This window comes from Streptomyces sp. NBC_00252 (assembly GCF_036187565.1).
Taxonomy (GTDB): Bacteria; Actinomycetota; Actinomycetes; order Streptomycetales; family Streptomycetaceae; genus Streptomyces.
In genome coordinates this window covers 5322386-5334555 of sequence record NZ_CP108087.1, presented here as the reverse complement: position 1 = coordinate 5334555, position 12170 = coordinate 5322386, and the positions used below count along the sequence as shown (strand labels likewise).

The window sequence follows — 12170 nt, the reverse complement described above, 5'->3', positions numbered from 1 at the left end:
GTGCGGCTCACCTGCGCCCCACGGACGCACAGGGTGGGTGCGGTTCGTCGGGAGCAGGCGTGACAGGTGCCCCGGCGAGCGCCCTGCACAATGCACGTTACCCAGTGCTCCACATTTCTGTGAAACCCCTCCTGACCTGCGATTTTGCTTGGATTTCCAAGTAAATCGCGAAAGTCGGGAACAAGTCCTGGTCACAGCCTTGCAGGGGGCCGGAACAACGGCACGTTATCCCGCTCACCTCAGGCACGGGAAGAGGCCGTGTGTGAGACTTGCCGCGTGCCCGGAGACGGAAAAATCAGCGTATTTCTCCTCGATGACCACGAAGTGGTCCGCCGGGGTGTCCACGAAATGCTCTCGGTGGAGGACGACATCGAGGTCGTCGGCGAGGCCGGCACGGCCGCCGACGCGCTGGTGCGGATCCCGGCCACGCACCCGGATGTGGCGATCCTGGACGTACGGCTCCCGGACGGCAGCGGGGTCGAGGTGTGCCGCGAGATCCGCGCCTTGGACGAGTCCGTGAAGTGCCTGATGCTGACCTCCTTCGCGGACGACGAGGCCCTCTTCGACGCGATCATGGCGGGCGCCTCCGGGTACGTCCTGAAGGCCATCCGGGGCAACGAACTGCTGTCGGCGGTACGGGACGTGGCGGCCGGCAAGTCGCTGCTCGACCCGGTGGCGACCGCCCGGGTCCTGGAGCGGCTGCGCAACGGCGGGCCCAAGCAGGACGACACGCTGGACCGACTCACCGACCAGGAGCGCAGGATCCTCGACCTGATCGGGGAGGGGCTCACCAACCGGGCGATCGGCGAGCGGCTGCACCTCGCGGAGAAGACCATCAAGAACTACGTGTCGAGCCTGCTGTCCAAGCTCGGCATGGAGCGGCGCTCGCAGGCGGCGGCCTTCGTGGCGCGGAGACAGGCCGAGCAGCAGCGCCAATAGGCACCCACCTAAGGGCCGACACGCACCCTTCTAGGGACTGATTCGGCGCCATTGGGGACCAAAGACCCCTCCCCCGGAGGGGTCGCCCACCCGACAGTAAGTGCATGTCCACCGATCAGCAGCCGGCCGTCGATCTGCTCGCGCGCACCGATCACGGCCGGGTGGCCACCACCCTGGGGGCGCTGCCCTTCCTGGCGCCCGCCCGGCACATCGTGGCGGACGAGCGGCTGCTGCTGCGGATGCCCCGGAGCAACGGCCACCACCACGCGTGCGTGGACCGTGTCGTCGCGTACGGCGCCGACAACCTGGACTCGGCCGGGCCGGGCGACGACCTGTGGTCCGTGCAGGTGATCGGCACGTGCGAGCCGCACGAGCCGACGGCGGAGCAGATCGAGCGTTTCGGCCCGGCCCGGGACGCGATGGTCTACCTGCGGATCGAACCGCGGCTCAGCACCCTGCACGCGGCGGACGGCGGCCTGGAACGGCGCTTCGGGCCCACCCTGTGACCGAAAGCGACCATCGCCGACCGAGCGGTGACTTTCTGTGACAAACCGCAGGTCAATGGCGCATCCCGTGCCCTAGCATCTGCCGCGTGCCGCGCTTACGTGTACCACCCCCCGTGCCCCACGCGCCCCCGCTGGGCGCCCTCCTCCGCCAGTACGCCGCCGGGTCCGCCGTCACCTGCGAACCCGTCGAACAGGGCCTCCTGAACCGCGGCTACCGGCTCCGCACGACCCAGGGCCGCTACTTCCTCAAGCACCACTTCGACCCCGAGACCGCGGACCCGGCGGCGATCGCCCGCCAGCACACCGCGACCCGGCGCCTGGCCGACCTCGGCGTCCCCGTCGCCCCGCCGCTGCCGGGCCGCGACGGCCGCACGGTCGCCGTCGTCGGCGGTCACGCCTACGCCCTGCACCCCTGGATCGACGGACGGCACCGCCACGGCGGCCAGTTGACCACCGACCAGTGCGGACGCCTCGGAGCGCTCCTGGGGGTCGTCCACGCGTGTCTGGAGCGGGTCATGCCGGGGCGCCGGGAGGAGTGCGCGCCGGGGGCCGACCCCGCCGACACCTTCGCGCTCATCGACGACCTCCTGGGGCACGTCCACCGGCACCGGCCCGCCGACGCCTTCGACGAACTCGCCCGCTACCGGCTGCTGGAGCGCCGCGAGCTGCTGGAGCGGCACGCGGACCGGCGCCCGCCGCGCGGGGGCCTGGTGGGGTGGGTGCACGGCGACTTCCACCCGTTCAACCTGCTCTACAAGGGTGACGCCCCCGCCGCGATCGTCGACTGGGACCGCCTCGGCGTGCAGCCCCGCGCCGAGGAGGCCGTACGCGCCGCCGCGATCTTCTTCGTACGGCCCGACGGGGCGCTGGACCTGCCGAAGGTGCGGGCGTACGCGCACGCGTACCGGCGCACGGCGCGGGCCGAGCCCGCCGAACTGGCCGCCGCCGTGCACCGGGTGTGGTGGGAGCGGCTCAACGACTTCTGGATGCTGCGCTGGCACTACGAGCGCGGCGACACCCGCGCGGACCCCCAGTTCCCTGCGGCGTCCGCGCTCGCCGTGTGGTGGACGCGGGAGTACGACGCGGTGCGGGAGGCGTTCGCGGAGGACACCGCCCCGTAGGACAGCCGTAGGCCGGAAACGGCACGCGCGCGTGGACCCCCGTTTTCGATGCCCCTCCAGGGGGACCGTTTCAAGGGGCGCACGCGCGCGTGAATTCTCTTCGGTGCCGGGGGTGTCGGCCCGCCGGCACCGAGCTGTCAGCCGCCGCCCAGGGCGCCCGCGACACTGCCCGCGTCGCCGCCGTCGTCACCGCCGGCGTCACCCGTGCCGCCGGTGTCCGTCGGGTCCGCCGAGGTCGTCGCGCTCGGGGTGTTCGAGGGCTCCCGGGTGGCCGACGGGGTCGGCGTGTTCGAGGGCTTCTCGGTGGCCGACTCCGACGGGGTGTACGAGGGCTTGTCCGACGGCGTGTACTGCGAACCGGACGTCGTGCCGTTGTCGTCCGTGTCCGTCTCCGACGGGGACGCGGTCGCGTCGTCGCTCGGCGACTCCGTGGCCGTGTCGTCGGTCGCGGTCTGCGAGGTGGTCGGCGACTGCGTGGTGCCCGGACCGTCGCCGCTGTTACCGGTGTTGTTCATGGCCAGCGCGACGCCCGCCGCGATGGCGATCACCGCGAGCACCGCGAGGATCCACAGCTTGCCCCGGCCGCTGCCCTGGTTGCCGTGCCCCTCGAAGCCGCCGTCGTCGCCCTTGCCGTAGCCGCCGGGCAGGATCGGCTGCGGGATCTGCGTGGTTCCGGAGGCGTCGCCCTGGGGCATCACGGTCGTCCCGGCGAAGCCGCCGGGCGGGGTCGCCTGGCCGTTGGCCACGGTCACCGGGCCGGTGTTCCAGGTGCCGGTGTGGCCGCCCTGGTCGTAGAGCATCTGCAGGCCGTACTGGACGAGCCCGCGCATCTCCTCGGCCGTCTGGAAGCGGTCGTCCGGGTCCTTCGCGAGGGAGCGCATGACGAGGCCGTCGAGCTCCGGCGGGCAGACGCCGTTCGACGTCTGGGACGGCGGGACCGGGATGTCCTGGACGTGCTGGTAGACCACCGACAGCGGCGTCTCCCCGGTGAACGGGGGCCGCAGCGCCAGGAGTTCGTAGAGGAGGCAGCCCGTCGCGTACAGGTCGGAGCGGTGGTCGACGGCCTTGCCGAGCGCCTGCTCCGGGGAGAGGTACTGGGGCGTGCCCATGACCATGCCGGTCTGCGTCATCGTCGTGGACGCCCCGTGCAGGGCGCGCGCGATGCCGAAGTCCATGACCTTGACGGCGCCGTTGTGCGTGATGATCACGTTCGCGGGCTTGATGTCGCGGTGCACGATGCCGTGCTGGTGCGAGTAGGCGAGCGCCTCCAGGACGCCGGAGACGATGATCAGGGCCTGCTCGGGCCCGGGCGCCTCGGCGTTGAGGAGGAGGTCGCGGATCGTGCGCCCCTCGACGATCTCCATCACGATGTACGGCACCGACATGCCGCCCACGTAGTCCTCGCCGGAGTCGTACACGGCGACGATCGCATGGTGGTTGAGGCCGGCCACCGACTGGGCCTCGCGCGTGAAGCGGGCCTTGGACGTCGGGTCCTCGGCCAGGTCGGAACGGAGCAGCTTGACCGCGACCGTGCGCCCGAGCCGTACGTCCTCGGCCGCGAAAACCTCGGCCATACCGCCCCGACCCAGTCTGTGGGTCAGCCGGTACCGGCCGTCTCCGACCAGTCCGCCGTTACCCCACAGCTCCGGTGCGTCCGACATTCCGCCGCCAGCCGTCTCGGGGTCGGACGGGCCCTGAGCGTGCTGCTGTGCCATCAGTCCTCGCCGTCGTTTCTGCCCGCGGTGCGCGCGGTGTTGTTACGGTCTCCGTCGGCCACGCTACAGGCTCGGCGCAACCCGCCGGTCCGGGATCGGCGCCGGAATCGTCCGGACACGGACCGGCCATCAAATCGGTATCACGCGCCGTCGTGCAAATTCTGTGTACCGCCGGTACAGCACCTGTAACGCTTCCACGACTCTTCTTTCGCGTACGGTCACGGAACGGGCACCGCGCTTGACGTGTCAGTGCCCTCCGGCAGACTTGGCCGGGAATGGCACTCGATCACTGAGCCGGCGCCGATGGGGGACACGGAAGATGAGCCAGGACGGCGCACAGGGCCGGTACGCGGGGCGCGCGCTCGCGGGCGGCCGCTATCAACTGCGCGACCTGCTCGGCGAGGGCGGCATGGCCTCGGTGCACCTCGCGTACGACTCGGTGCTCGACCGCCAGGTCGCGATCAAGACACTGCACACCGAACTCGGCCGGGAACAGGCCTTCCGCGAGCGCTTCCGCCGCGAGGCCCAGGCCGTGGCCAAGCTCACCCACACCAACATCGTCTCGGTCTTCGACACCGGCGAGGACGCACTGGACGGCACCACGATGCCGTACATCGTCATGGAGTACGTCGAGGGCCGCCCGCTCGGCTCCGTACTCGACGAGGACGTACGGCAGTTCGGCGCGATGCCCGCCGACAAGGCGCTGAAGATCACCGCGGACGTGCTCGCGGCGCTCGACATCAGCCACGAGATGGGCCTGGTCCACCGGGACATCAAGCCGGGCAACGTGATGATGACCAAGCGCGGCGTCGTCAAGGTCATGGACTTCGGCATCGCCCGCGCCATGCAGTCCGGTGTCACCTCGATGACGCAGACCGGCATGGTCGTCGGCACCCCGCAGTACCTCTCCCCGGAGCAGGCGCTCGGCCGGGGCGTGGACGCGCGCAGCGACCTGTACTCGGTCGGCATCATGCTGTTCCAATTGGTCACCGGGCGGCTGCCGTTCGACGCGGACTCGCCGCTGGCCATCGCGTACGCGCATGTGCAGGAGGACCCGGTCGCGCCCTCCTCGATCAACCGTTCGCTGCCGCCGGCCGTGGACGCGCTGGTCGCCCGCGCGCTGAAGAAGAACCCGAACGAGCGCTTCCCGAACGCCGAGTCCATGCGCGACGAGGCCCTGCGGGTCGCCTCCTCGCTGCACGCGGCCCCGCCGAGCATCGTGCCGGGCGCGCCCGCGCAGAGCGGCGCGGGCGTCGGCTCCGCGGTCTTCCCGCCGGTCGACCAGGCGGCCCCGGCACCCACCGGCCCGGTCCACACGCCGTACCAGCCGGGTCCCTACGGCGGCACACCCGCGCCGGCCCCGTCCTACGGCTATCCGCAGCAGGCGGGCTACCAGCCGCAGCCCTCGGCCGGGTTCGGGCAGCAGGGCATCTCGACCCCGCCGCCGTACAACCTGAACCCGCCCCACCCGACCCCGGCCTCCGGGGGCGGCGGCAAGAGCAACAAGCCGGTGATCATCGGCTCCGTGGTCGTCGCCCTGGTCGCGGTCGGCGCGCTGATCGCCGCCCTGACGATGAACAACGGCGGCGGGGACGACGCGAAGGGCGGCGGCGGCAGCGCGAGCGCGAGCACCTCGGCGACGGCGGTGGAGGGTCACCGCGACGGCGACACGTCCAAGACGATCGCGACGACGGCGTGCACGGAGCCCGAGGAGTCGTACAACGACCCCAGCAAGATCCAGATCCCGAACTTCCAGTTCAAATACATCAGCTCGGTCAAGTCCTGCCTCCAGGCCGCGGGCTGGAAGGTCAAGATCAAGTCCGAGGACGAGAACACCTACGGCCAGGGCACGGTCATGGATCAGTTCCCCTCGGCCGGCACGGACGCCGACCCCAAGAACATGCCCGAGATCGAACTGGGCGTCTCGACGGGCAACCCGTCCTGAACCCGTGACGCGGAAGGGCCCGGCAGCAACCGCTGCCGGGCCCTTTGGCCAAGTGGGAGTTCCTACAGGTACGGGCCGCCCACACGTCCGGCGCCCGGCTGACCCTCCTCGGTACCGTCACCGACGCCCGGCGGCAGGGCCCGGCGCATCTGCTCCAACTGCGCCCGCGCGGCCATCTGCTGGGCGAACAGCGTGGTCTGGATCCCGTGGAAAAGACCCTCCAGCCAGCCCACCAACTGGGCCTGCGAGATCCGCAGTTCCGCGTCGCTCGGCGTCACGTCGTCGGTGAACGGCAGCGAAAGACGCTCCAGCTCCTCCACCAGCTCGGGCGCCAGACCGTCCTCCAGCTCCTTCACGGAGCTGCGGTGGATCTCCTTGAGCCGGGCCCGGCTGGCTTCGTCGAGGGGAGCCGCACGCACCTCCTCGAGAAGCTGCTTGATCATGCTGCCGATCCGCATGACCTTGGCCGGCTGCTCCACCATCTCCGTCACCGGGATCTCGCGGGAGTCCTCGTCCCCGGCGCCACCGAGAGCCATCCCGTCCTGTCCCACGACCAGGATCTGAGGCTTCTCCGGCGACCTTTCGTTCCTCGGCATCTCCATACGGCCATTCTCTCGCACCCGTCCACCTCGGCACCGTGGCGCCCCCCTCGAAAGGTGATCCACCGTTTCCGCATGGCCGAATCCGGAATGCCGGACAGCCCGCAGGATGTGACGCTTGTCCCGTCGATCTTGCCGCCTCGGCCCGGGAGGGGGTCACGGACGTGACTCCATGGCTGCGTACATGGCCGTCGCTGCGCGCGACGGGACTGCTGCTCGTGCTGGGCACGGGGGCGGTGGTGAACCCGGCCGGGGGTGTTCTTCCGGCGTACGGGGTGGAGGCGGGGAGCGGTGCGGGCACCGGTGGTGCCGGGGACGGCCGCGTCGCCGGTACCGGTGGCGCCGGGGAGCGGGGCAGTACCGGCGGTGCCGGAGGCGGTCGCGTCGCGGTCACGGCCTCCGCGTCCGACTCGGCCTCGGCTTCTTCTTCCCCCTCCGCCGTGAGACCTGTTTCCGGTCCCGACCCCGCCCGTGCGTCCGCCGAGCCGTCCAGGGCGGGCAGCGAGGCGGGCGAGGGGCGGGAACGGCCGGGCCGTACGGCGGAACCGAGCGCGAACGAGGACGAGGACGAGAGCGGGGGCGTGGACGGGGGCGTGGACGGCGGTGACACGGCCGGGCCGAAGGCCGACGGGGACGATGACACCCCTGCCCCCGACGACTCCGCGTCCGCCGATCAGGCGGCACCCACGCCCACCTCGTCGCCGCTCCAGCCCGCGCAGCAGACCGTCAGCCGCGCCACCGGCTCCGCCGAGCCCATGCTGCGGATCCTGCCGCTGGGCAGCGGCCTGATCCTCATCGGGCTCGGCCTGGGCCTCGCCTTCATCGCCCTCCGAGTGCGCCGGAGCTAGCACCCGACGGTTCTACGGCGCTACGAGCAGCACCTTGCCGATGTGCCCGCTGTCCTCCAGCACCTGGTGCGCGGTGGCCGCCTCGCTCATCGGCAGTTCCCGGTCGACGACCGGCCGGATCTGCCCGGCCTCGATCAGCGGCCACACGTGCTCGCGTACGGCGGCGACGATGGCCGCCTTCTCGGCGAGCGGGCGGGCTCGCAGCGAGGTCGCGCTGATTGCGGCCCGCTTGGCGAGGAGCGCGGCGATGTTCAGCTCGGCCTTGATGCCGCCCTGCATGCCGATGATCGCGAGCCTGCCGTTGACGGCGAGGGCCTGGACGTTGCGGTCCAGGTACTTGGCGCCCATGTTGTCGAGGATGACGTCGGCGCCCGCGCCGCCCGTGGCCCGCTCGATCTCCGCGACGAAGTCCTGCTCGCGGTAGTTGATCAGGATGTCGGCGCCCAGCTCGGCGCAGTAGTCGAGCTTGTCCTTGCTGCCTGCGGTGACGGCGACCTTCGCGCCGACGGCCTTGGCGAGCTGGATCGCCATGGTGCCGATGCCGCTGGAGCCGCCGTGCACGAGGAGCGTCTCGGCGGGGCGGAGGTGGGCGACCATGAAGACGTTCGACCAGACCGTGCAGACCACCTCGGGCAGCGCAGCCGCCTGCTTCAGGTCGAGGCCTGCGGGCACGGGCAGCAGCTGCCCGGCCGGTACGGCGACCTTCTGGGCGTAACCGCCGCCCGCGAGCAGCGCGCACACCTCGTCGCCGACCGACCAGCCGGAGACCCCGGCGCCGATGCCGACAATCCGGCCGGAGCATTCGAGGCCGGGGTAGGAGGACGCGCCGGGCGGCGGGTCGTAGAAGCCCTGGCGCTGCATGATGTCGGCGCGGTTGACGGCGCTGGCCACCACCTCGACCAGGACCTCGCCCTCGCCGGGCACCGGATCAGGGACCTCGCCCCACACCAGCGCTTCGGGTCCACCAGGTTCGGGAATCGTGATCGCATACATGAGGCCGACGCTACTCCTCGACCTACGACAGACCGCCGAAGGCGGGTCACTCAGGCAGCGGCCGGGTGTCCGGCGCGACCTGCGAACCCGGCGAGACCCGCACGATCGTGATGAGCCGGTCCGTCAGCTGGAGGGTCCCGATGGCCGGGTCGTCGTAGCCGAGCACCCGGTGGCCGCGGACGACGCTCACCACGAGGTCGTCCGTCTCACGCGGGGTCCTGCCCACCTCGGCCTTTATGACCGGGCGTTCGGTCATGTCGAGGCCGCTGCCCTGCTGGATGAGGTCCTCCATGACCATGCCGGCGGCGGGGCTGAGCACGGACAGGCCGAGCAGCCGGCCGGCCGCGCTGGCGCTGGTGATGACGGCGTCGGCGCCGGACTGCTTGAGCAGCGGCGCGTTCTCCTCCTCGCGGACGGCGGCCACGATCTTCGCGGAGCGGTTGAGCTGCCGGGCCGTGAGGGTGACCAGGACGGCCGTGTCGTCGCGCTGGGTGGCGATGATGATCTGCCGCGCCTTGTGCACCTCGGCGCGCTTGAGGACCTCGCTGCGGGTGGCGTCCCCGACGACCCCGACGTAGCCCTGGCTGCTCGCCGCCTCGATCGCCTTGCCGCTGGGGTCGACCACGACGACCTGTTCCTTTTTCAGTCCGGTCGCGCACACGGTCTGGATCGCGGACCGCCCCTTCGTCCCGAAGCCGATGACGACGGTGTGATCCCGCAACGTGGACCTCCAGCGGTTGAGGCGCCATTCCTCCCGCGTGCGTTCGGTGAGGACTTCGAGGGTGGTGCCGACCAGGACGATCAGGAACAGCACGCGCAGTGGGGTGACGACCAGGATGTTGGTGAGCCGGGCGCCGTCGCTGACCGGGGTGATGTCGCCGTAGCCGGTGGTCGAGAGGGTGACCGTGGCGTAGTAGAGGGCGTCGAGGAAGTCGACCGAGCCGTCCGAGTTGTCGTTGTAGCCCTCGTGGTCGGCGTAGACGATCAACGCGGTCGCGATCAGCAGGAACAGCGCGATGGACAGCCGTTTCGCGACCTGCTGGAAGGGGTGCTCGACCACTTTCTTCGGGAGTTCCACCCGATGGGTCACGAGATGTTCGTCCGCCTGGCGGGCGATCGCATCATGGCCCGACTGTTTCACGTGAAACACACCCCGATCCCGGCAACAGCCCAGGGAAGATCGATGAGTTCGGCCCGCTGCCCCTGCCGCGCACCACCCGGCGGTACGACCGCGAGCGCGTCGGCCGCCGCGATCCCGCGCAGCATGGCCGGGCCGTTGAAGTGCAGCGGCTCGGCACCCTCGCCGCGCAGCACGGCGGGGATGAGGCGGGTGTCGTATGGGTGCCCGTGCACGGCATCCAGGAGGGGCAGCGCGTACGGCTCCGGGGCGGGGCGGGCGGACAGGGTGCGCAGCAGCGGTTCGGCGAGGGTGAGCAGGCCGGAGATCGCGGCGAGGGGGTTGCCGGGCAGGCCGACGAGGTGCTGGTCGTCCTTGATGCGGGCCAGCAGCATGGGGTGGCCGGGGCGCACCTTCACGCCGTCCACGAGGAGTTCGGCGCCCATGCGGCGCAGGATGGGGTGGACGTGGTCGACCGGGCCCGAGGCGGTGCCGCCGGTGGTGACGATGAGGTCGGCGGAGCTGCCGGTGATGGCCTTGTGCAGCGCTTTCGCGTCGTCGCCGAGCCGGCGGACCGCGATGACCTCGGCGCCGAGCGCACGCAGCCAGGACGGCAGCATCGGCCCGAGTGCGTCCCGGATGAGCCCGTCCCGGGGCAGCCCTTCGGTGAGCAACTCATCGCCCAGGATGAGGACTTCGACCCGGGGCCGGGGCACCGCGGTGACCGTGTCGTACCCGGCCGCCGCGGCGAGGCCGAGCACCGCCGGGGTCACGAGGGTGCCGCCGGGCAGCAGTTGGTCGCCGCTGCGGCACTCCTGGCCGCGCGGGCGGATGTCCTGGCCGTGGCCGATGTCCCGGGCCGCGTGGAGGCGCCCCTTGTCGTCGGTGCGGCCGTGCTCGCTGCGGATGACGGCGGTGGCGTCCGCGGGGACCCGCGCGCCGGTCGCGATCCGTACGGCCTCGCCGTCGCTCAGCGGCTCGGCCTGCGCGTGCCCGGCGAGCACCCCGTCCTCGCGTACGGCCCAGGGGCCGGGGCCCGCCACCGCCCAGCCGTCCATCGCCGAGGTGTCGAACGAGGGCAGATCGCTGAGGGCGACGAGCGGTGCGGCCAGGACGAGGCCGAGGGCGGTGTCGAGGGTCACGGAGACGGGGGCGCGGCGGGTCCCGGAGCGTGTGGCGCGGCCGGCGATCGCACGGGCCTCGGGCCAGGGGGTGGCCTTGTGCGGGGCGGTGTCGGGGTGGCGCGCGGTGGTGTGGGTCTGCGGGGTGCCCTGCGGTTGCGGGGAGGGCACGGCGGGTTCGCCGGAGCCTGTGCTGCCTTCGTTTACGAGGGCGAGCACCTCCTCGACGTCGAGGTCCTCGGCGTCCGGGGCGTGCCCACCGGCGTGAACACCGCGCGCGGTCATCCGGCGACGTCCGGACCCGGGGCGGCCTGCGGGGACTCGGCACCGGATGCGGTGCCGGGCCCGGCCTCGGGCTTCGCCTCGGAGGGGGCTTCCTGGGTGTTCTCGTCGGCCCAGCGCAGCGCGAGGGCGGCGGCCTTGCGGGAGGCCTCCGCGACCGCTTCGGGGCCGCCCTTGCCCTGCGCCGCCGCGTAGCCGACCAGGAAGGTGGTCAGCGGTGCCGCGGGCCTCGCCACCCCGTGGGCGGCGTCGCGGGCGAGGTCGAGCAGGATGCCGGTGTCGACGTCCAGGTCGATGCCCAGTTCGTCCTTGACTGCGGAAATCCATTCATCCAACACGTGCCCATGCTCCCTGATGCGTGCCCTGGCGGTGACGAGGTCGTCCCAGGTGTCGCAGTCGAAGGACGCGACAGGATCGGGGACGCGGGTGAGTGCGAGCGCGGCGGTCAGCCGGCGCAGAGGCAGGCCGGTCAGGCCGCCCGCGGCGGAGTCGCCGACGAATGCGGCCGAGGCGAGCGCGGTCAGCTCGCGGCGGAGCGCCGAGGCGAGGTATGCGGCCACGAGCGGCTGGTCGCGCCCGTCGGCGTCGGTGAGCAGCGCCCCTTCGGCTCCGCTGGCCCGCAGCGCGGTCAACAGCCGCCGCACGGTGGCCGGTTCGAGGAACGGCAGGTCGGCCGAGAGGACCACGACGGCGTCTGCGGTGGTGTGCCGCAGACCTGCGTCGAGCGCGGCGACCGGGCCGGCGCCGGGCGGCTCCTCGCGTGCCCAGCGCACCGGCCGGGCGGTGGGCCTCGGATCCGCCACGACGACGGTGGTCCCGGCGTCCGCGCAGGCGGCGAGCACCCGGTCGAGCAGGGCCCTGCCGCCCACCCGGAGGCCGGGTTTGTCGGCGCCCCCAAGCCTGCGGGCGGCACCACCGGCGAGCACGACGGCGTCGTAGGAGGCGTCGTGAGCGGCGTCGGGGGGCTCGTACGCGGTCACCCCC

General features: G+C 72.0%; 11 protein-coding genes. 5 read left to right on the top strand and 6 right to left on the bottom strand.

Annotation, left to right across the window (positions count from 1 at the left end):
- Positions 1 to 276 precede the first annotated feature (276 nt).
- The 3 genes from OHT77_RS23345 to OHT77_RS23335 all read left to right on the top strand — a co-directional run bounded on the left by OHT77_RS23345 (position 277) and on the right by OHT77_RS23335 (position 2566).
- Positions 277 to 939, top strand: coding sequence for a response regulator transcription factor (locus tag OHT77_RS23345; protein ID WP_328830440.1), 663 nt, complete (start codon positions 277 to 279; stop codon positions 937 to 939).
- Between the two features lie 104 nt (positions 940 to 1043).
- Positions 1044 to 1445 carry a pyridoxamine 5'-phosphate oxidase family protein gene (locus OHT77_RS23340; RefSeq protein ID WP_328830439.1) on the top strand — a complete coding sequence of 134 codons (402 nt, stop codon included), beginning with the start codon at positions 1044 to 1046 and terminating at the stop codon, positions 1443 to 1445.
- A gap of 113 nt (positions 1446 to 1558) precedes the next feature.
- Positions 1559 to 2566, top strand: a complete 1008-nt coding sequence (locus OHT77_RS23335; protein WP_266776576.1) for a phosphotransferase — start codon at positions 1559 to 1561, stop codon at positions 2564 to 2566.
- Between the two features lie 137 nt (positions 2567 to 2703).
- Here OHT77_RS23335 and OHT77_RS23330 read toward each other — a convergent pair whose 3' ends face one another.
- Entirely contained in the window at positions 2704 to 4281 is a 1578-nt protein-coding gene (locus tag OHT77_RS23330) for a protein kinase domain-containing protein (protein WP_443048096.1), read from the bottom strand.
- A gap of 319 nt (positions 4282 to 4600) precedes the next feature.
- On the opposite strand from OHT77_RS23330, the gene OHT77_RS23325 reads away from it, so the two are divergent.
- Positions 4601 to 6226, top strand: coding sequence for a Stk1 family PASTA domain-containing Ser/Thr kinase (locus OHT77_RS23325; protein WP_328830438.1), 1626 nt, complete (start codon positions 4601 to 4603; stop codon positions 6224 to 6226).
- Positions 6227 to 6288: 62 nt separating this feature from the next.
- Here OHT77_RS23325 and OHT77_RS23320 read toward each other — a convergent pair whose 3' ends face one another.
- The gene (locus OHT77_RS23320) at positions 6289 to 6828 is read right to left on the bottom strand and encodes a bacterial proteasome activator family protein (protein ID WP_328830437.1); all 540 of its coding nucleotides are present in this window, start codon (positions 6826 to 6828) and stop codon (positions 6289 to 6291) included.
- 161 nt (positions 6829 to 6989) lie between these two features.
- Here OHT77_RS23320 and OHT77_RS23315 point away from each other — a divergent pair, with 161 nt between their 5' ends.
- A complete protein-coding gene (locus OHT77_RS23315; protein ID WP_328830436.1) occupies positions 6990 to 7673 on the top strand; it encodes a hypothetical protein in 684 nt (227 codons plus the stop codon).
- Positions 7674 to 7685: 12 nt separating this feature from the next.
- Here the strand turns inward: OHT77_RS23315 and OHT77_RS23310 are convergent, their stop codons facing one another.
- From OHT77_RS23310 to OHT77_RS23295, 4 genes are read right to left on the bottom strand one after another with little or no spacing between them, the layout of a single operon-like run.
- Positions 7686 to 8666 carry an NAD(P)H-quinone oxidoreductase gene (locus OHT77_RS23310; protein WP_328830435.1) on the bottom strand — a complete coding sequence of 327 codons (981 nt, stop codon included), beginning with the start codon at positions 8664 to 8666 and terminating at the stop codon, positions 7686 to 7688.
- A 46-nt stretch (positions 8667 to 8712) separates the two neighbouring features.
- Complete coding sequence (locus OHT77_RS23305) at positions 8713 to 9807, bottom strand: potassium channel family protein (protein ID WP_328830434.1); 1095 nt, start codon at positions 9805 to 9807, stop codon at positions 8713 to 8715.
- Complete coding sequence (locus OHT77_RS23300) at positions 9804 to 11189, bottom strand: molybdopterin molybdotransferase MoeA (RefSeq protein ID WP_328830433.1); 1386 nt, start codon at positions 11187 to 11189, stop codon at positions 9804 to 9806. The genes OHT77_RS23305 and OHT77_RS23300 overlap by 4 nt, the downstream gene beginning before the upstream one ends.
- Entirely contained in the window at positions 11186 to 12166 is a 981-nt protein-coding gene (locus OHT77_RS23295; protein ID WP_328830432.1) for an NTP transferase domain-containing protein, read from the bottom strand. The genes OHT77_RS23300 and OHT77_RS23295 overlap by 4 nt, the downstream gene beginning before the upstream one ends.
- Positions 12167 to 12170: the final 4 nt, after the last annotated feature.

Excerpts from the sequence above, each read along its gene's own strand:
- OHT77_RS23320 (WP_328830437.1), bottom strand. The coding sequence starts at position 6,828 with ATGGAGATGCCGAGGAACGAAAGGTCGCCGGAGAAGCCTCAGATCCTG.
- OHT77_RS23325 (WP_328830438.1), top strand. The coding sequence starts at position 4,601 with ATGAGCCAGGACGGCGCACAGGGCCGGTACGCGGGGCGCGCGCTCGCG.
- OHT77_RS23300 (WP_328830433.1), bottom strand. The coding sequence starts at position 11,189 with ATGACCGCGCGCGGTGTTCACGCCGGTGGGCACGCCCCGGACGCCGAG.
- OHT77_RS23330 (WP_443048096.1), bottom strand. The coding sequence starts at position 4,281 with ATGGCACAGCAGCACGCTCAGGGCCCGTCCGACCCCGAGACGGCTGGC.
- OHT77_RS23340 (WP_328830439.1), top strand. The coding sequence starts at position 1,044 with ATGTCCACCGATCAGCAGCCGGCCGTCGATCTGCTCGCGCGCACCGAT.
- OHT77_RS23310 (WP_328830435.1), bottom strand. The coding sequence starts at position 8,666 with ATGTATGCGATCACGATTCCCGAACCTGGTGGACCCGAAGCGCTGGTG.